The sequence below is a fragment of the Streptomyces sp. NPDC058092 genome (genome assembly GCF_042884935.1).
Classification (GTDB): Bacteria; Actinomycetota; Actinomycetes; order Streptomycetales; family Streptomycetaceae; genus Streptomyces.
This window is the reverse complement of sequence record NZ_JBHVSY010000001.1, coordinates 311069-329463: the sequence shown is the minus strand read 5'-3', so window position 1 is coordinate 329463 and position 18395 is coordinate 311069. Positions and strand designations below refer to the sequence as shown.

The following is an 18395-nucleotide window of genomic DNA, read 5'->3' as shown; positions in this document are numbered from 1 at the left end:
CGCTCAGCCGAGCAGCTTGGCGATCGCCTCGGTGGCGTCCGTCTCGCCGAGCCTCGGGAAGATCTTCTCGACGCTGTTGCGGTGGGCACCGGCGTTCATGTCGGTGACCGCGTCCGTGGCGACGGTCACGCGGTAGCCGTACTCGTGGGCGGAGCGGGCGGTGGACTCGACGCCGATGGTGGTCGCGATGCCGGTGACGACGACCTGAGTGACGCCGAGGCGGCGCAGCTGGAGGTCGAGGTCGGTGCCGTAGAAGGCGCCCCACTGCTGCTTGGTGACGACGATGTCGCCTTCGCGCGGGCCGAGCTCGGGGATGATCTCGGCCCAGTCGGCGGCGGGCCTGCCGGAGTGCCTGGGCGTCTCGGCGCGGCCGGGGGCGCCGCGGGCGAATACCGTCACCGGTGCGGGTACGGGAGGCGGCGCCGCCTCCCGTATCACTTCCGGGGTGTCGCCCGGCCGGGTGGTCGGCCGGTCACTTCCCGACCAGTCGGTCGAGCAGATCGGCGGCCTCGGCGACCGTGCGGCGTTCGGCCCCGTCGAGCTCAGCGGCGATGGCCTCGGCGAGCCAGCTGTGCTTGGCGGCCCGGACCGCGGCGAGCGTCGTGAGTCCGGTCTCCGTGATCGACATCACCGACTTCCGGCCGTCGGCCGGATCGGGTGCCCGCTCGACGAGCCCCTGGCTCTCCAGTGCGCCGAGAGTCAGCCGCATGGACTGTGGACGCACGTACTCGGCACGAGCCAGCGCGGCCGTGGTGGCCGGCCCCTCACTCTCCAGTCCGGCGAGCACCGAGCGCTGCGTCGGCGTGAGCAGGCTGTCCGACGAGGTGGTGCGCAGCCGCCGGATCAGCCGGCCGACCACGGCGGTGAGCTGTGTCGCCAGCTGCTCGGCGCTCAGCTCGACGTGAGGGTCGGCGGGCACGGCTTCGGTCGGTTCCGGCATGGCTCGAGCGTAGAAGATGCACAGTGCACCTTGCAAGGTTCCCTGTCTATTTTTCAGCCAGGAACCGTGCCGGTCTTGCTCGTCACGCGGCCCGCGATCTAGGGTGAATGCGCTTTCAAAAGAGGGTGGTACGTGCAACAGCAGGTGCTTGGGTACGGAAGAAGAAGCGGACGGTCGGTCGAGTGAGCGCCCCAACGGTGTACGACGTCGCCGAGCGGTCGGGCGTCTCCATTGCCACGGTCTCGCGGGTCTACCGCACCCCCGATTCAGTACGCGCCCAGACCCGCGAGCGGGTCCTGGAGGCGGCCCGCGAACTGGGCTACGTACCGAGCGGCAGCGCGCGCGGACTCGCCAGCCGCAGCACCGGCGTGCTCGGCCTCTGCTTCCCCGACTACTCGGACCCGGACACCGAGAACGAGGCGGCGGCGACCGACGAGGACGACGACCACGCCTTCATGCTCTACTCCGACCAGATCATCCGGGGCATGGAGCGCGCGGCCCGACAGCACGGCTACGCCCTGCTGATCGCCGCCTCGCTCAAGGGCGGTCCGGAGAGTCTCGTCGCAAACGTGGCAGGCCGGGTGGACGGCTTCGCGGTCCTGGCCGGCACCGTCCCCACCGCCGACCTCGAAGTGATCTCGCGGCGGCTGCCGGTGGTCATGCTGGCGGGCCCGCGCGGCATCGATCATCTCGACCACATCGTCGTCGCCAACGCCGACGGGCAGCGCGCTCTCACTCGGCACCTGATCGAGGACCACGGGCTGCGCCGCCTCGCCTTCATCGGCGGGGAGGCGAAGTCCCCGGACGCCGAGGCCCGGTTCGTGGGCTTCCAGGAGGCGTGCCGCGACGCAGGGCTTCCGGTGCCGGACGCACCGGCCGTGCGGGCCACGATGATGACCCAGGCCGAGGGCCTCCGGGTCACGGAGGTCCTGCTCGACCGGGACGGGGAACAGCCGCAGGCGATGCTGTTCGCCAATGACCAGATGGCCGTGGGCGCGCTGCGCGCACTGGAGCGGCGCGGGATCCGGGTCCCGGAGGACATCGCCGTGACCGGGTTCGACGGGATTCCGCTGAGCCGGCTCGTACGCCCGCCACTGACGACCGTACGCCAGCCGATCCGCCAACTCGGCGAGCAGGCCGTCGAGTTGCTGGTACAGCGCCTGGGCAACAGCGGGCGCGAGCCGGTGTCGCTCATGCTTCCGGTGTCGGTGATCCAACGCGCGAGCTGCGGCTGCGGCTGACGAGGACGGCGCGCCCAGACCCGCCCGGCACGTTGAGCCCGCCCGGCCTCTGAGACGAAACCCTCGCCGTTCGAGCCGGCCCGAGGACGAACCCACCGGTGCTTGCGCCGGAATCGGCCCCTGGAAGGCCACAGCGGGCGCACCGGGCACGACCTGTTCCGGCGGGTGGTGACGGATCACGCCCGGGTGGCTCGCGACGAGTAGGCCGCGGCCCGCTGAGCGGCGGCGATCAGCACAGCCCGGCACGCAGGCCCTCGCCCCGCTCGCAGCGCCGATCGCGCGTGGGACGGGCTCTGACGTGCGATGCCACGGGCAGCAAGCGCCGCAACCCCGGCCCCCGCCCCGCCTCACCGCCCCAGCCGCGCCTCGAAAAAGTCCCGCCGGGCCGCCCGCAGCCCCTCCGTCTCCGCCGCCAGCCCCTCGTGCTCGAAGTGCCCCGCGCTCAGCACCCGCAGCTCGCGCTCACCCGCCAGCGCGTTGTGCACGGCGAACTGCCCCGGCGGCGGCACCGAGGGATCGAAGAGCGCCGCGGCCACCAGCGTGGGCAGCTCCAGCCGCGTCGCGGCCGTGGCGGCGTCGAAGTACCGCAGCACCTCGGTGACCCCGGGGTGCTCCCGGCGATGGCCCCGCACCGCCTCCCCGCTCCCTACGCACGGCAGGGTGAGCCGCAGCGGATGGTTGCCGAAGGTCGGCACCGTCAGCTGCGCGGCCCCGAACCGGCCGTCCCAGGGCAGGGCCAGCGCGCCGAGCCCGCCGCCGAAGCTCTCCCCGAGGTATCCGAGGAGCGGGGCGCCCGCCCCCGGAGCCAGTTCCGGTACCAGTTCATGCAGCGCCGACGCCGCGCACCACAGGTCCGCCACGCAGTCGCCGATGACGTAGGTGTCGCGCGATTCGATGCCGTGGAGTACGTGCGCGTCGGCCACGTCCGGGATGCCGGGGTGCAGTCCCCGCGCCCCCATGCCCCGTACGCACGGCAGGATCGCCGCCGCCCGGGGCAACGGCAGCGGCACGTCGGGGCCCGGCTCCTGCCGGCCTCCGTAACCGTGCCCGATGACGAATCCGTACTCCGCGCTCCCCTCGGCGGGCAGCGCGACCCAGCCCCCGAGCCGCACCCCGCCCACCGACGTGAACGTCACGCCGTGCATCCGTACACCGTCGCGCTCCTCCTCCAGCGGGCCGAGCTCCGGCTCCGTGGCGACCTCGCGGGCCTCCTCGTACCTGCCCCGCCAGAAGGCGTCGAAGTCGTCCGGGGCAGCGGGCGCGGGGATGTGCAGCAGGTCGTCGAGCGTGCGCCCGTAAGCCGGATCGAAGGGGAAGTCGTGCGCGAAAGAAGCCATGATCACGACAATATCGCCCGCGCAGCGCCCCGCCCATGCCGGTACAGACCACCGATCCCGCGGATCAACCACGCGAAATAGGTCACATCGTTCCCAATTCCACAAACGTCACGCTTACCGTGCCAAGTTGAACATTCAGATGTCCAGCACGTTGCACGAGTGTGACCTAGCACCCTCTTGCGGATTCCCGAACGCCTGCCGCAGAGTGATGTATGCGCTTACAGGCAGCGCATACATCCGGATTGCTCGAGGAGGAGCCCTCCATGCCCCGCACCGCCAGAAACGCCTCGATCGGTATCGCAGTCGCAGCCGCGCTCACTTTCGGTATCACCGCGTGCGGCAGTTCCGGTGGCGACAGCGTCGCCGCGGACAAGAAGCAGACGCTCACCGTCTGGGCCATGGGGGCCGAGGGCGAGAAGCTCGCGGATGTGGCCAAGGAGTACACCAAGGCCAACCCGAACGTGACCGTGAAGGTGACCCCGGTCGGCTGGGACGTCGCCCACCAGAAGCTGGTCTCCGCGGCCGCCGCCGGCACCCTGCCGGACGTGGCGCAGATGGGCGGCAGCTACATGGGCGAGTTCGCCGAGCTCGGCGTTCTGGAGCCGGTCGACACCAAGACGTTCGACGAGAAGGACTTCTTCCACTCCGGCTGGCAGCAGGGCGAGGTGGACGGGAAGGCGTACGGCGTGCCGTGGTACGTCGACACCCGCGTCCTCTACTACCGCACCGACCTGGCCGAGAAGACCGGCATCACCAAGGCTCCGACCAACTGGAAGGAGATGCAGGACCTCGCCTCGGCCTACCAGAAGAAGGCCGGAACCAAGTGGGGCCTGTCCATCCAGCCGAGCGGCCTGGACACGGTGCAGAACTTCTACTCCTTCCTGTACTCGGCCGGCGGCGAGATCGTCAACGACAAGGGCGAGGTCGTCATCGACAGCCCCGAGGCCGTCAAGGCGCTCAAGGAGTACGGCTCGTACTTCGACAAGGGGCTCTCCAACAAGTCCGTGCAGCCCGGCTACGACGTGGTGAAGGACTTCGGCAACGGCCGCGTCCCGATGTTCTTCGGCGGCCCCTGGCACGTCACCCTGCTGAACGAGGGCCAGCCGCAGCTCAAGGGCAAGTGGGCGGTGGCCAATGTGCCCGCCGACAAGGCCTCCGTCTCCATGGCGGGCGGTTCCTCCCTGGTCGTCTCCAAGGACAGCAAGCACAAGGCCGCCGCCACCGAGTTCATCAAGTACCTGACGGACACCAAGGGCCAGGCCGACTGGTACAAGCGCACCAAGGACCTGCCGGCCAACACCGCCGCCTGGACCTCCGGCGACCTCGCCGCCGACGCCGACCTCCAGGTCTTCAAGAAGCAGATGGACACGGCCAAGTCCTCCCCCTCGCTGTCCAACTGGACCGAGATCACCGACAAGGTCGACCAGGCCATCGCCAAGGTCACCCAGGGCAAGGCGTCCGCCGAGGACGCGCTCAAGACGGCCCAGTCCGAAATCGAAGGCCTCGTGAAGTAGGAGTCATGCGCACCATGACCTCAAAGGCCGCGGAGTCGGCCACGGTGCAGGCCGGGCCGGGGACCGCCGAGTCCCCGGCCACCGGGCCCGCAGGCCGCCGGGGTGGCAAGAAGTCGTCGATGGGCGTGCAGAACCTGGCCGGCTGGCTGTTCTCCACCCCCTTCCTCGTCCTCTTCCTCGTCTTCATGGCGTTCCCGATCCTCGCGACGCTGGTGATGAGCTTCACCGACTTCGGGCTGCGCAATGTCACGCGCCCGCTGGACGCGAACTTCATCGGCTTCGAGAACTACGTCAATCTCTTCAGCGACGACAAGTTCCTCAAGTCGCTGTTCAACACGGCGTACTTCGTGGTGATCGGCGTCCCGCTGACGATCTTCCTCGGGCTGGCAGTCGCCGTACTGGCGAACAACGGCATCGACCGGGCGCGGACCTTCTTCCGCGTCGGCTTCTACGCACCGGTGGTCACGACCATCGTCGCGGTCGCCGTGGTCTGGCGGTTCGTGCTCGACCCGAGCGACGGGCTCATCGCGGGGCTCTTCTCCGAAGTGGGCCTCACCTCGCCCGACTTCCTGGGCTCCGAGACGCTCGCCATGCCCTCGATGATCGCGATGGCGGTCTGGCGCAACCTCGGCACGGTCATGGTGCTCTTCATCGCCGGCCTGCAGGCCATTCCCACCGAAGTGCGGGAAGCCGCGCGGCTGGACGGCGCCGGTGTCTGGCAGGAGTTCAAGGGCATCACCGTGCCCCTGCTGCGGCCCACGCTGCTCTACGCCACGGTGATCACCACCATCGGCTACCTCAATGTCTTCGAGGAGCCGTTCGTGATGACCCAGGGCGGTCCCTCGGACTCCACGCTCACCGTCTCGCTGAACATGTACCGCGAGGGCTTCAACTTCTTCCACATGGGCTATGCGAGTGCCATGGCGTATGTCCTCTTCGTAGTGATCATGGGCATCACGGTGCTGCAGCTCCGACTGCTGAAGGACAACACGAAATGAGCGCCACCAGTGCACCGGGCGCCGTCTCGACGGCGCCGGCGAAGAAGCCCCAGGACGCACCGGAGCCCGGCGCGAAGAAGGCCCGCAACCCGAAGCGCGTCCTCGTCTACGTCCTGCTCTCCCTCGGTCTGCTGATCATGTCGGCGCCGTTCCTGTGGATGGCCCTCTCGGCGTTCAAGACGTCGCAGGAGCTGACCGCGAGCCCGCCGGTATGGATCCCGACCGAGTGGACGCTGGACAACTTCCGGAACCTGCTCGACAAGCTCGATCTGCCGCTGTACTTCATGAACTCGGTGATCGTGGCGGTGCTGGTCACCGTCTCGAACCTGGTGTTCTGCTCGATGCTCGGGTACGCCCTGGCCAAGCTGAACTTCGCCGGACGCAACAAGATCTTCGGTCTGGTCCTCGGCGCCCTGATGGTGCCCGGCAACCTGATGCTGCTGCCGCTGTTCGTGCTGATGAGCAAGTTGCACCTGATCGACTCGTACGCGGGTCTGGTGCTGCCGTTCGCCGCCGGAGCCTTCGGTGTCTTCCTGATGCGGCAGTTCATGCAGTCGATCCCGGACGAGCTGCTGGAAGCCGCCCGGATGGACGGCGCCGGTGAGTGGTACATCTTCTGGCGGATCGTGATGCCGCTGGTGAAGCCCGCCCTGGCGACCCTCTCGATCTTCACGTTCCTGGGCTCCTGGAACAACTTCGTCTGGCCGCTCATCGCGACCAACGACCCCGACAAGTACACCCTTCCGGTCGCGCTGGCCACCTTCGCCACCGACCCCAACAAGGCGGGCGGATCCAACGGCATGCTGATGGCCGGGTCCTTCCTGATCGTGCTGCCGGTCCTGGTCGTCTTCATCGCGCTCCAGCGGCACTTCACCCAGGGCATCGCCACGGCGGGCATGAAGTAGCCCACCCGGCCGCCCCACCCGAAACGTACGAGGCCGCACCCCGCACCCCGTCGGCCACACCCCTTCACGCACCAGAAAGACAGTTTGCGATGACTCACACCCAGGTCCCGTTCCCCGAAGGCTTCCTGTGGGGCGCCTCCACGGCCGCCCACCAGATCGAGGGCAACAACACCAACAGCGACTGGTGGGTCAAGGAGCACGCCGCGGGCACCCACATCCAGGAGCCGAGCCTGGACGCCTGCGACAGCTACCACCGCTGGCACGAGGACATGGACACGCTGGCCGGTCTCGGCTTCACCGACTACCGGTTCTCCATCGAGTGGGCCCGCATCGAGCCGGCCGAGGGCCGCTTCTCCCACGCCGAGCTCGCCCACTACCGCCGCATGGTCGAGGGCGCCATCGAGCGCGGCCTGCGCCCCATGATCACGCTGCACCACTTCACCGTGCCGCAGTGGTTCGAGGCGCGCGGCGGCTGGACCGCCGACGGCGCGACCGAGCTCTTCGCCCGCTACGTCGCCGCCTGCGCACCGGTGATCGCCGAGGGCGTCAGCCACGTCTGCACGATCAACGAGCCGAACATGATCGCCGTCATGGCCGGCCAGGCCAAGCGCGGCGACAACAGCTTCCCGCCCGCCGGTCTGCCGACGCCCGACGACGAGACCACCGAGGCCGTCATCGCCGCGCACCACGCGGCCGTCAAGGAGGTCCGGGCGATCGACGCCGGCATCCAGGTCGGCTGGACCATCGCCAACCAGGTCTACCAGGCCCGGCCCGGCGCCGAGGAGGTCACGGCGGCCTACCGCTACCCCCGCGAGGACGTCTTCATCGAGGCCGCCCGCGGCGACGACTGGATCGGCGTGCAGTCCTACACCCGGACCGAGATCGGCCCCGAGGGCCCCATACCCACGGCCGACGGCGTCGAGCGCACCCTCACGCAGTGGGAGTACTACCCCTCCGCGGTCGGCCACGCGCTGCGCCACACCGCCGAGGTCCTCGGCAACGACGTGCCGCTGATCGTGACCGAGAACGGCATCGCGACCGACGACGACAGCCGCCGCGTCGACTACTACACCGGCGCGCTGAACGAGGTCGCGTCCGCGCTCCAGGACGGCCTGAACATCCAGGGCTACCTGGCCTGGAGCGCGCTCGACAACTACGAGTGGGGCTCCTACAAGCCGACCTTCGGCCTGATCGGCTGGGACCCGGAGACCTTCGAGCGCCTGCCCAAGCCGTCCGCCGTCTGGCTGGGCGAGATGGGCCGCACGCGCGCGCTGCCGCGCATCGCCGACTGACGTCGGCCCCCCGACCGGGAGCGACCTGACCGCTCCCGCCCGTACGGGAACCGGCGATACCTGACGGACGCCGGTTCCCGTACAGCCGGGCCCTGTCCGGCCCTGATCCGCCGGGCAGGCCCATCGCCCGCGTGGGCGCCGCACGTATCCAGCCCCGCCCGTGTGCGGCGCCCACGCGGGTGTCGTACGCGACACGGCGCCCCGCCCTTCAGTTACGACCGACGAACGAAATCCGCCCACCGCCCACAGTCGGTGGCTCTTCTTCGAGGGATTCTGATGGACCGTCGCACATTTCTCACCGCCGCGGGAACAGGGGCTGCCGCCCTGTCCCTCGGAGCCGTGGCCGTGCCTTCCGCAGGCGCCGCACAGCTCACGCAGTCCTCGCAGCCCGCGCAAGGCGCGGGCACACCACTGCTCATGCGCTGGTTCCGCGATACGTACCGCTCGATCGAGGCGATGACGACCGACTTCGGTCTCGCCACCGACAAGATCGACGTCAGCGGCTCCGGCACCCCCGTCCGGTCGCGCCAGACCTCGCCCACCAACATCGGCTGCGGCCTCTGGTCGACGGTCGCCGCGGCCGGGCTCGGCGTGATCAGTGACACCACGATGGAACGCAGGCTGGAGCACACCGTCCGGGCCGTCGAGAAGCTGGAGCGCCATCACGGCTTCTGGCTCAACTGGTACGACGCGCACGACGGTTCGGTCCTGACCCAGTGGCCCGGCACCGGCGACCCGGTACGCCCGTTCCTCTCCTCCGTCGACAACGCCTGGCTGGTCACCGGCCTGCGCATCGCCGCCGACGCCGCACCGGCGCTCCGCCCCCGCATCGCCCGCATCCTGGCCACCGCCGACTGGTCCTACTACTACACGCCGTACGACCCGGCCGACCCCGTCGCCGGCCCCGGCCAGCTGCGCGGCGGATTCTGGACCGACACCGAGGAGCCCACCGGCCACCACTACGGCGCGCTCAACACCGAGCCGCGCATGGCCAGTTACCTCGGCATCGCGGATGGCTCGCTGCCCTCCGACCACTACTGGCACATGCTGCGCACGATGCTCCCCGAGCACGGGCAGGAGCAGCACCCCGGGGGCAGCTACGTCGCCATGGACGGTGTACGGGTCTGGCAGGGGCACTACACGCACCGCGGCCGGAAGATCGTGCCCACCTGGGGCGGTTCGATGTTCGAGGCCCTGATGGTGCCGCTGTTCGTGCCGGAGCCGGAGTGGTCGCCGCGGTCCTGGGGCCTCACGCACGCGCGCTACGTCCGCAGCCAGATCGAGCACGGCATGGAGGAAGCGGAGTACGGGTACTGGGGCTTCTCCCCCGCCAACATCCCCGAGGGCGGGTACCAGGAGTACGGCGTCGACGCGATCGGCATGCAGGTCGACGGATACGCCTCCAACACCGACCGGACGTACACCGAGGACGGCGCGCCGCTGCCGCCCGCCTCGGCGTTCACCAACGGTGTCGTCACCCCGCACGCCTCCTTCCTCGCCCTGCCCTACGCGCCGGACGAGGCGGTCGCCAACCTGCGGGCACTCGACCGCGACTTCGGCGCCTACCACGACGGATACGGGTTCCGGGACTCCGTCAACGTCGGCACCGGCCGGGTCAGTGACTACATGCTCGCCCTCGACCAGGGCATGATCGCCGCCGCACTGGCCCAGGCGATCCGCCCCGGCCTGCTGCAACGGCCGTTCCGGACCGGCGGATTCCAGTCGAAGGTGCGTCCGTTGCTCGCCAAGGAGCGCTTCTCCATCTGATCGGCCGCGCGGCGGCGTGCCCGAGGGGCCGGGTCGGTTCCAGCCCTTCCGGTACGCCGCCCGGTCGCCCTCCCGCGCCGCGAACGCCGCGAAGTCGGGTGCGGGTGCCGTCGCCCGGGTCTCCGATCCGCAGCGCGACCCCGGCGGTGAGGGCCGGGACCACGATCACCAGGACGAGGCCCGGCGCGATCCGCCGCGGCCGGGTCCGCCACAGCCCGCGCCGGCCGGACCGGGCGGTACGGGGCCGCCCGGCCCCGTACCGCCCGGATCACGCCCGTCATCCGCTTCCGCACGTCCGTACCCCCTGAGTCCCGCGGCGTGCGGTCGCAGTAGGAACGGCATCGCCCCCGTTCCACGCCCTGTTCCGCTCCCCTGGTTCCGCGCCCGGTCGCCGGGTCGCGGGTCACTGAGGGTGGACATAGCCTCACAAACGTGATGCCGCTCGTGAGCCGTACCCGGATACCGGGCCGGGCCCTTCCCACCGTGCTGTTGGCGGTGTGCTGGCTGGCCCTGCCCGCCGCGCTGGTTGCTCGCGCCGACGATCCCGTCACCCTGTCCCGGGACGGGCAGATCACCGACCGGGTGGGGGCGCTCGGCGAGCGCAAGGACCAGGTCGCGGCAGCACTCGACCGGCTGTACGACGAACGCCGCGTCCAGCTCTTCGTCGTGTACGTACGGGACTTCTCCGGCCGGTCCGCGCAGAGCTGGGCCGATGCGACGGCCGACCGGAACGGCCTCGGCCGCGACGACGTCCTGCTCGCCGTCGCCACCCACGTCCGGCAGTACGCCTACACCGTCGACCAGGGCTCACGCCTCACCACCGCCCAGCTCCAGGACGTGGCGAGCACGGCCGTCGAGCCCGCGCTCAGGGATCACGACTGGGCCGGCGCGGCGATCGGCGTCGCGAACGGCTACTCCGCCGTACTGGCCGGCAAGGCCGTGCCCACGCCGACGCTCACGCCCGGCGCCCCCGATCCCGGAACCGGGAGTTCCGGCGGGACGAGCGCCGGGGATCTGATTCTGCCGGTGGTCGTCGTCGGCGGGGCGGCAGCGGTCGCCGGCTATGCGTACACCCGGCGCAGGAAGCGGGCCACGACCCGCACCACGCCCGGTGCGACCGGCTGGGGACGGGGTTCCGCGGGACCGGGCGGACCGCGGCAGCCGACTCCGCTGCCGGAGCTCGATGCCCGGGCGAAGGAGACGCTGGTGGACACCGATGACGCGGTCCGCACCAGCGAGGAGGAACTGGGCTCTGAAGACACGGAGCGAGGCGCAGAACCGGATGGTGACTCCTCCCCGCCGTGAATGACGGGGCTTCTCGCCAAGCCGGTGCGGCCTCGCGACGGACCAGCCCGGCCCGTAGTGACTCCGCGGCTTCGGACCAAGGATCACATTCCCGCCCGGCACGAAGGCCGGGATTCCCCGCGAAGATCGGGGAGTGGACTCCGTCGAGAACATCGACGTACTCGACCGACCAGTGAGCTCAGCCGGTTCGAGGACAAGGTGCGGCGCGAGGAGGCGAGGGCGCTGGGCCGACAGGAGCTCGCCGCGTCGTCCCTGGACGCCCGGTTCGAGCAGCTGGACGCCCTGGGCGACAGCGCCGAGGTCGAGGCCCGGCTCGCCGCCCTGAAATAAGCGTCATGACGGCGGTCCCGCCGGCCTTTTGAGCCCTCCCTCTCAGAACATGCTCAGCAGCTGCTCGACCGTGGGCTCGGCGGCCGGCTCCCCGTCGGGCAGCGCCAGTTCGAACCAGACGGTCTTGCCGCGCGGTGTCCGCCTGGACCCCCAGGCCACGCTCAGCAGACCGACCAGCTGGAGCCCGCGCCCGCCCTCGTCGGTGTCGCGCGCCCGCCGTCGCCGCGGCTGGACGAGGCCCGCGTCCCATACCTCGCAGACGAGCGTACGGTCGCGCAGCAGCCTGAGCCGGATCTCGCCCTCCCCGTACCGCAGGGCGTTGGTGACCAGTTCGCTGACCAGGAGTTCGGTGGTGTCCACCAGCTCGTCGAGGTCCCAGGCCAGCAGTTGGCCACGGGCCAGTTCGCGGGCGCGGCCGACGGAGCGGGGTTCGCGGGGCAGCCGCCAGTCCCCGACGGCGTCCACCGGCAGCCCCCGGATGCGGGCCATGAGCAGGGCGATGTCGTCCTCGCCGTGCCGGGTGTCGAGGGTGGTCAGCACGTGGTCGCAGACGTCTTCGAGCGGCCGGTCCGGTTCGACGAGCGCGCCGCGCAGGGCGTCCAGTCCCTCGTCGAGCGGATGGTCGCGGGACTCGACGAGGCCGTCGGTGTAGAGGGCGAGCAGGGCGCCCTCCTTCAGTTCGACCTCGACCTCCTCGAAGGGCTCGCCGCCGACGCCGAGCGGCATCCCGGGCGGGACGTCGAGCAGCATGGCCGGTTCGCCGGGCTCGACTACGGCCGGGGGGAGATGACCGGCGTTGGCGAAGGTGCACCGCCGGGTGACCGGGTCGTAGACCGCGTACACGCAGGTCGCCAGGTACACCTCGGAGAGGTCCGCCTCGCGGGACTTGTGGGCGGCCCGCGAGGGCCACTGGGCGCCGCCGCCCGAGGACGAGGGGGTGCCGCCGCCGGGTGTGCCGAGCCCGCGGGCGACCTCGTCGAGCGCGGAGAGCACCTCGGCGGGTTCCAGGTCCAGCAGGGCCAGGGTCCGTACGGCGGTGCGCAGTTCGCCCATGGCCACGGCGGCGCGCAGTCCGCGGCCCATGACGTCGCCGACGACGAGGGCGGTGCGGTGGCCGGGCAGTTCGATCACATCGAACCAGTCGCCGCCGACCTCGGTGGCCGTGTTGCCGGGGAGGTAGCGGCAGGCGATGTCGAGGCCCGCGGCGACGGGGTCGCCGGGTGGCAGGAGGCTGCGCTGGAGGATCAGGGCGCGTTCGTGTTCGCGCCGGTAGAGGCGGGCGTTGTCGATGCAGACCGCGGCTCGGGCGGCGAGTTCGGTGGCCAGGGCCCGGTCCCGCTCGCCGAAGGGTTCGCTGCCCTTGGTGCGGGCGAACTGGACGAGGCCGACCACCGCGTCGTGGGCCACCATCGGTACGGCGAGCGTGGACTGGACGAAGCCCCGGTCGTCGCCGGGCACATCCTCGACACGGCCGGTGCGCAGGGCGATGGCACAGGGCGAGTTGTACGAGAAGCGGTGTACGGCGCCGAGTGCGGGCTGACCGGTGCACATGCCGGATGCGGCGGTGTCCGTGGCAGTGGCGGTGACGGCGGCGGGAAGGCCGTCCGACACGGCGCTGGCGGCGGCGACGCGGCGCAGTTCGGCGGAACCGCCGACGGACTCCTGCCGGAGCGAGTCCCAGCGGCCGGGCGGCGCGTCGTCGCCGGTGACCAGCCCCTGGTAGAGGTCGACGGAGGCGAGGTCGCAGAAGCCGGGCACGGCGACGTCGAGAAGTTCGCGGGCCGTGGTCTCCAGGTCGAGGGAGTTGCCGATGCGGACACTGGCCTCGTTGAGCAGCGCGAGGTTGCGGCGGGCGCTGGCCGCCTCGCGGGCGGCCATGTGCCGTCGGGTCACATCGGTGGCCAGTCCGGCGATGCCGATGGGCCGGCCCGATCCGCTGTGCACGCGGTAGAGGTTCATCGACCAGTGGCGGCTCTCGGTGTCACCGGGCGCGGTACCGACGAGCTGGAGGTCGGTGACGGACGAGCCGGTCTCCAGGACGCGCTTCAGCGTGGCGGTGAGCCGGTCCGCCTCGGGGCGGGAGAGATAGTCGTCGACCGTACGGCCGCGGTGGTCGGCGGCCCGGCCGCCGAAGACGGTGGCGAAGCGCTCGTTGGCGCGGATGACCGTGAGGTCCATACCGAACAGCACGAAACCGAAGGGAGATTGACCGAATATCGCCTGCGACGCGGCGAGGTCCGTCTCGATGTGACGCAGCGCGCGGACGTCCACGACGATGCAGAGCGCGGCCCGTTCCCCGGTCCCGGTCTCGCTCGGCATCACATAGATCTCGGCGAGCCCGTGCACCGGGTCGTCGCCCGGTATCCGGAAGGGGACGAGGCCCGTCCACTCCTTGCCGTCGAGGATCTCGCCGATCCGGCGGTGGCCGTCCGTGCGCAGTTCGGCAGGCATGAACACCTCGACCGGATCCATGCCCACCGCTTTGTCCACGGCAATGCCGAAGAGACCGGCTGCCCGGCGGCTCCACTGCTCGATCAGGCCATCGGGGCCGATCGAGAAGGAGGCGACCCTGATGTAGTCGTAGATCGAGCCAGGCGGGCTGCTCTGCCACACAATGTCGCCCGTTGTCCCAGGTATTTCGCTCACGCGACCGTCCCCTCCAGCTCACACACCGGACCGGTCCTGCCCGCAGTATTCAGCACTATGGTCCCAACCGACACGGCGTTCACGATCACAGCACGGTCTCAGTCCCTTTCGGCCAGGTTCTGCCCGGCCTCCGGACCGACCTCCGGTGATCGCTGTGCGTCCCACCCCACTCCTAACCAGGCAGGGACAGCTCGAACCACACCGTCTTGCCGCTCTTTCCCCGTCGGGTCCCCCAGCGGCGCGCGGAACAGGCCACCAGCTGCAGTCCTCTGCCGCCCTCGTCATCGGGTCCGGCACTGCGTTCGGTGGGCGGATCCGGAAGCGGATCGGAGACTTCCACGAGCAGTCCGGGGTGGGCGGCGGGGGCGTCACCGTTGAGATGAGGGCGTTGCAGCCGCACACCGATGGGGCCCGTCGTGTACTGCATGGAATTGGTCACCAACTCGCTGACCAGCAGAACCGTCACGTCCCCGACGGCGTCGTCGAGCCCCCAGCCGCGCAACGCCTCATGGACGGCATGCCGCGCGGAACGCACCGCGCCCGGCACAGCCGGAAAGGTCCACTCGGCGCAATCGCCTTCTGTGTCGATCACGCCGACCACTTCCCAAGACCAGCAACGGAGAGCGTCCTGTTTTACGGGGGTTAATCAGCACATACCCGATATTCAGGACGAACTACCACCGCGATCGACACGTGGGGCGTACGGGTGTATGGGTGCGCACACGAACAGATGTACACAGAGAGAGGGGCGCACGAGGCCATCGGCGCGCGCCGCAGCCATCCACGCGGGCAGTGCTCGGCACCGGAGGGGCGCACCGTGAGCGCGGCACCCCCGGACGGACACGCCTCAGCGAGGCACAACGACGGTCGGGCCCGACTCAGTTCAGCTCGCCCGCCGCCTTGAGGTCGTCGAAGAGCAGCTGATCAACCGGCGGAACCAGCGGTCGGTCCACGTACGAGAACCAGGCCATCTCCTCGATCTCGCTGCTCACCGCCAACGTCCCCTCGTAGTCCGCCGTGTAGCAACTCATACGCACCACAGCGCCGCTCGGCAGATCGGGCGCCCCGGCCTCGTAGGTACCCACGTGTACCGCGGTGCGCGGTTCGAGGAGCACCGTCAGCTCCTCCTTGATCTCGCGGAGCAGGGTTTCGAGATCGCTTTCCGCGCCCTCCCGCTTGCCACCGGGGATGTAGAAGACGTCCTTCCCCCGTGGCCGTGCGCAGAGAATCCTGCCGCCCTCCACGCGCACCCACGCCACCGTGTCGATCAGGACCGACATCACTCCGCCTTCGCCGTCTGGAACCCACGTCAGGCAGGACCTTAGCCGGACGGGCGCGGCCCGGCGCCCTACGGCCGGGCGCTCTGCCCGTTGCGCTCCACCCAGTAGAGCTGCTTGTGGCCGTGGGCGTCGAGCTTGTCGGCGATCTTCCGGGCCTCGCCCTGCGTGGCATATCTGCCGACGCGGTAGCGATTGCCGTTGTCGTCCTCCCTTATCACCAGCCAGGGGAGCTCGGCACCGCTGTCGGTCATCGCGCCCCTCCCGAGCATTGCGCCCCTCCCTCGAACGGCATGTACGTCTCTAAGGATCCCCAGGAAACCGCAGTACGCATATGCCCGACCCTACGCCTGACCTTCACTCAACGAATACGTAATTACACAAAGAGATACCGATCCGGCCATGAAGAAGGGGGCGCACCCGGCTGGATGCGCCCCCTTAGGAACGGGACATGACAAGCCATGACGGTCGGCGACAGCCCATCTGTCATGGGGCCCGGCAGGGGGTCGACCTGGCGTCACGGGCGCCGGGCAACGCCCTGTGCCTGTCGGTCACCGGACCGGAAGGTGGTAGGCGATCCGGAAGCGATCGGCGGGCACCACCACGTCCGCGGTCTCGACCGGGCGACCCGACGCGTAATACGTCCGCTCGATCACCATCACCACATGGCCCGGAACACCGCCGAGCGCCAGGAGCTCCTCCGCCAGCCCCGGGCGCGCGCCGACCTGCTCGGCCACGTTGTCCACGACGACATCGATCGCGGCCATCCGCTCGACCACCCCGCAGCCGCCCAGCGGGCCCTCCTCCGGCAGCATCACCGGCGTACGCCCCGTCACGGCGAGCGGCTCCCAGGAGGTGGAGAGCATCATCGGCTCCCCGGCCTCCCGGAAGGTGTATCTCGTACGCATCACCCGGTCGCCCGGTTCGATGCCGAGGCGCTCGGCGATCTCGCCGCTCGCGCCCTCCTGCTCGCTGCGGGACTCCCACGTCCCGCACACCCCCTCCGCCGTCTGCTCCTGACGGAACGGACCGGCCCCGGCCCCGGACCGGTAGCCGGAGCGGGCGATCCGGCGAGGGACCGGGCGCTCGCGCACATAGGTACCGGACCCGGAGCGCCCCTCGACCAGACCCTCGGCCATCAGCACCTTGCGTGCCTCCAGCGCGACGGTGTCCGAGACTCCGTACTCCTCGCGGATACGCGCCTGCGAGGGCAAGCGCGTATGCGGCGGCAGCGAACCGTTGACGATCTTCTCTCTGAGATCGCTTGCAACACGCAGATAGGCGGGCTGCTCACCGAAAGCCACAGGCCACTCCCAACAGGTTGACAGTCTGCAACAGCCTGACAACCGTCGGTTGTGCACCGCAAGCACGGGCCAGAGTTTCACTCGAAGTGATGATTCGTCACGACCTCATGCATGACCCGCCGCCGAGCCCCAAAGAGAACCGAGCCGTCATCAGAACTGCGACCAGAACTGCAGGGCCCAGGAGTTGATCTTCCCGGGGCCGGCCGCCGCGTTGTGGTCGACCCGCAGCTTCCAGGTGCCGTTGGCCACCTCCCACGAGGCGTTCACCGAGACCACAAGGGTGCGTTGATGTGTGCCATACCATCGCCATTCGGCCGCCCCACGCCTGACATGCTGACGGGCATGGCCACGTATCTCTGTCCGCAGGACGGCACCCGCGCCGAAACCACCGCCCTCACCTGGTGCTGCCCGGTCTGCCGCGGCCCATGGGACCTCGACTTCGAGGTGGCCGGGCCACTCTCGCTCAACTCCTTGACCGGCCGCGTCAATTCACTGTGGCGTTACGAAGAGGCGCTGCCCCTCGCCGCGCCGACGACCACGCTCGGCGAGGGCCGCACCCCGCTCGTCCCGCTCACCGGCACGGTGTCGGCCAAGCTCGACTTCCTGATGCCGACGCTCTCCTTCAAGGACCGCGGCGCCGTGATGCTCGCCGAACTGGCCCGCCGTCTCTCGCCGGAGCGGGTCGTCGCGGACAGCAGCGGCAACGCGGGCACGGCCGTCGCCGCGTACTGCGCCCGGGCATCGCTCCCCTGCACGGTGTACGTCCCCGAGGGCACGTCACCGAAGAAGACCGAGCAGATCCGGGCCCACGGCGCCCGCCTGGAGATCGTCCCCGGCGACCGCGAGGCCACCGCGTCGGCCGCCCGTGACGCCGCCGACGTCCCCGGCACCTTCTACGCCTCGCACGTCTTCAACCCGTATTTCCTGCACGGCACGAAGACCTACGTGTACGAGCTGTGGGAGGACCTCGGCGGCCGCCTCCCGGACGCCATCGCCGTACCGGTCGGCAACGGCACCCTCCTGCTCGGCGCGGCGCTGGCCACCGCCGAGCTCCACGCCCAGGGGCTGATCAACCGACGCCCGGCGCTGATCGCCGTACAGGCCGAGGCCGTGTCCCCACTGGCCGCGGCCTTCCGCGCGGACGCGGACGATCTGCCGGGCGCCCCGGCCGGCGCGCCCGCCCCCACCCTCGCCGAGGGCATCGCCATCCCCCGCCCGCCGCGCGCCCGGGCGATCCTGGCCGCGGTACGGGAGTCGGGCGGCACCTTCCTCACGGTGACCGAGGATCAGATCCGCTCGGCACAGCTGGACCTGGCCGCCCGCGGGTTCTACGTGGAGACGACGGGCGTCGTCTGCTGGGCGGCGGTCGGCGACTGGACGGACCGGAGCGTCGTCGTCCCGCTGTGCGGAGCAGGCCTGAAAACGGGCCTCGCCCGCTGACGGCGGGCCGGTGGTGAGCTGGGGGCCGGTGGTGAGCTGAGTGTGGGCCGGTGGTGGGCCGGTGGCCGGCTCACCGCGGGCCGAGGGCCGGCCGAGGGG

General features: G+C 70.4%; 16 protein-coding genes and 2 pseudogenes. 9 read left to right on the top strand and 9 right to left on the bottom strand.

The features are described 5' to 3' along the window. Window positions 1-3: 3 nt before the first annotated feature. Together ACFVV1_RS01600 and ACFVV1_RS01595 are read right to left on the bottom strand one after the other, a co-directional pair. Complete coding sequence (locus tag ACFVV1_RS01600; RefSeq protein WP_389983897.1) at window positions 4-501, bottom strand: isochorismatase family protein; 498 nt, start codon at window positions 499-501, stop codon at window positions 4-6. Beyond that, entirely contained in the window at window positions 473-940 is a 468-nt protein-coding gene (locus tag ACFVV1_RS01595) for a MarR family winged helix-turn-helix transcriptional regulator (RefSeq protein WP_389982807.1), read from the bottom strand. Before ACFVV1_RS01595 ends, ACFVV1_RS01600 begins: the two co-directional genes overlap by 29 nt. Window positions 941-1122: 182 nt before the next feature. Between ACFVV1_RS01595 and ACFVV1_RS01590 the strand changes: the two genes are divergently transcribed. Continuing rightward, on the top strand, window positions 1123-2181 hold the full coding sequence (locus tag ACFVV1_RS01590; protein WP_389982804.1) for a LacI family DNA-binding transcriptional regulator: 1059 nt from the start codon (window positions 1123-1125) through the stop codon (window positions 2179-2181). A gap of 347 nt (window positions 2182-2528) precedes the next feature. Here ACFVV1_RS01590 and ACFVV1_RS01585 read toward each other — a convergent pair whose 3' ends face one another. Beyond that, window positions 2529-3518 (bottom strand): acetylxylan esterase, encoded by a 990-nt coding sequence (locus ACFVV1_RS01585; RefSeq protein WP_389982801.1) that lies wholly within the window; start codon window positions 3516-3518, stop codon window positions 2529-2531. A 263-nt stretch (window positions 3519-3781) separates the two neighbouring features. Between ACFVV1_RS01585 and ACFVV1_RS01580 the strand changes: the two genes are divergently transcribed. The 7 genes and pseudogenes from ACFVV1_RS01580 to ACFVV1_RS01550 form a co-directional block, all read left to right on the top strand. Next, entirely contained in the window at window positions 3782-5032 is a 1251-nt protein-coding gene (locus ACFVV1_RS01580) for a sugar ABC transporter substrate-binding protein (RefSeq protein WP_389982798.1), read from the top strand. A gap of 5 nt (window positions 5033-5037) precedes the next feature. Next, on the top strand, window positions 5038-6030 hold the full coding sequence (locus ACFVV1_RS01575; RefSeq protein WP_389982795.1) for a carbohydrate ABC transporter permease: 993 nt from the start codon (window positions 5038-5040) through the stop codon (window positions 6028-6030). Further along, complete coding sequence (locus ACFVV1_RS01570; protein WP_389982791.1) at window positions 6027-6935, top strand: carbohydrate ABC transporter permease; 909 nt, start codon at window positions 6027-6029, stop codon at window positions 6933-6935. Before ACFVV1_RS01575 ends, ACFVV1_RS01570 begins: the two co-directional genes overlap by 4 nt. Before the next feature lie 89 nt (window positions 6936-7024). Further along, a complete protein-coding gene (locus tag ACFVV1_RS01565) occupies window positions 7025-8227 on the top strand; it encodes a glycoside hydrolase family 1 protein (RefSeq protein ID WP_389982788.1) in 1203 nt (400 codons plus the stop codon). Between the two features lie 276 nt (window positions 8228-8503). After that, window positions 8504-9994, top strand: coding sequence for a glucoamylase family protein (locus ACFVV1_RS01560; RefSeq protein ID WP_389982786.1), 1491 nt, complete (start codon window positions 8504-8506; stop codon window positions 9992-9994). Window positions 9995-10429: 435 nt separating this feature from the next. Then, window positions 10430-11272 (top strand): annotated as a pseudogene (locus ACFVV1_RS01555) (TPM domain-containing protein); the annotation flags it as partial. Window positions 11273-11435: 163 nt separating this feature from the next. Further along, a pseudogene (locus ACFVV1_RS01550) lies at window positions 11436-11629 on the top strand (PspA/IM30 family protein); the annotation flags it as partial. Window positions 11630-11671: 42 nt separating this feature from the next. On the opposite strand, the gene ACFVV1_RS01545 reads toward ACFVV1_RS01550, so the two are convergent. The 6 genes from ACFVV1_RS01545 to ACFVV1_RS01520 all read right to left on the bottom strand — a co-directional run bounded on the left by ACFVV1_RS01545 (window position 11672) and on the right by ACFVV1_RS01520 (window position 17222). Continuing rightward, a complete protein-coding gene (locus ACFVV1_RS01545; protein WP_389983894.1) occupies window positions 11672-14242 on the bottom strand; it encodes a SpoIIE family protein phosphatase in 2571 nt (856 codons plus the stop codon). Window positions 14243-14447: 205 nt separating this feature from the next. Then, complete coding sequence (locus ACFVV1_RS01540; protein WP_389982783.1) at window positions 14448-14876, bottom strand: ATP-binding protein; 429 nt, start codon at window positions 14874-14876, stop codon at window positions 14448-14450. A gap of 277 nt (window positions 14877-15153) precedes the next feature. Further along, window positions 15154-15555 carry an NUDIX domain-containing protein gene (locus tag ACFVV1_RS01535; RefSeq protein WP_389982780.1) on the bottom strand — a complete coding sequence of 134 codons (402 nt, stop codon included), beginning with the start codon at window positions 15553-15555 and terminating at the stop codon, window positions 15154-15156. A 68-nt stretch (window positions 15556-15623) separates the two neighbouring features. Then, on the bottom strand, window positions 15624-15806 hold the full coding sequence (locus tag ACFVV1_RS01530) for an SPOR domain-containing protein (RefSeq protein ID WP_389982777.1): 183 nt from the start codon (window positions 15804-15806) through the stop codon (window positions 15624-15626). Window positions 15807-16103: 297 nt separating this feature from the next. Further along, complete coding sequence (locus tag ACFVV1_RS01525; protein WP_389982774.1) at window positions 16104-16856, bottom strand: GntR family transcriptional regulator; 753 nt, start codon at window positions 16854-16856, stop codon at window positions 16104-16106. A 150-nt stretch (window positions 16857-17006) separates the two neighbouring features. Continuing rightward, window positions 17007-17222, bottom strand: a complete 216-nt coding sequence (locus ACFVV1_RS01520; RefSeq protein WP_389983891.1) for a proprotein convertase P-domain-containing protein — start codon at window positions 17220-17222, stop codon at window positions 17007-17009. Between ACFVV1_RS01520 and ACFVV1_RS01515 the strand changes: the two genes are divergently transcribed. Continuing rightward, window positions 17199-18296, top strand: a complete 1098-nt coding sequence (locus ACFVV1_RS01515) for a threonine synthase (protein ID WP_389982771.1) — start codon at window positions 17199-17201, stop codon at window positions 18294-18296. The genes ACFVV1_RS01520 and ACFVV1_RS01515 overlap by 24 nt on opposite strands. Window positions 18297-18395 lie beyond the last annotated feature (99 nt).

Coding starts and splice junctions, on each gene's coding strand:
- ACFVV1_RS01595 (WP_389982807.1), bottom strand. CDS start 940: ATGCCGGAACCGACCGAAGCCGTGCCCGCCGACCCTCACGTCGAGCTG.
- ACFVV1_RS01585 (WP_389982801.1), bottom strand. CDS start 3,518: ATGGCTTCTTTCGCGCACGACTTCCCCTTCGATCCGGCTTACGGGCGC.
- ACFVV1_RS01580 (WP_389982798.1), top strand. CDS start 3,782: ATGCCCCGCACCGCCAGAAACGCCTCGATCGGTATCGCAGTCGCAGCC.
- ACFVV1_RS01575 (WP_389982795.1), top strand. CDS start 5,038: ATGCGCACCATGACCTCAAAGGCCGCGGAGTCGGCCACGGTGCAGGCC.
- ACFVV1_RS01570 (WP_389982791.1), top strand. CDS start 6,027: ATGAGCGCCACCAGTGCACCGGGCGCCGTCTCGACGGCGCCGGCGAAG.
- ACFVV1_RS01565 (WP_389982788.1), top strand. CDS start 7,025: ATGACTCACACCCAGGTCCCGTTCCCCGAAGGCTTCCTGTGGGGCGCC.
- ACFVV1_RS01560 (WP_389982786.1), top strand. CDS start 8,504: ATGGACCGTCGCACATTTCTCACCGCCGCGGGAACAGGGGCTGCCGCC.
- ACFVV1_RS01535 (WP_389982780.1), bottom strand. CDS start 15,555: ATGTCGGTCCTGATCGACACGGTGGCGTGGGTGCGCGTGGAGGGCGGC.
- ACFVV1_RS01530 (WP_389982777.1), bottom strand. CDS start 15,806: ATGACCGACAGCGGTGCCGAGCTCCCCTGGCTGGTGATAAGGGAGGAC.
- ACFVV1_RS01515 (WP_389982771.1), top strand. CDS start 17,199: ATGGCCACGTATCTCTGTCCGCAGGACGGCACCCGCGCCGAAACCACC.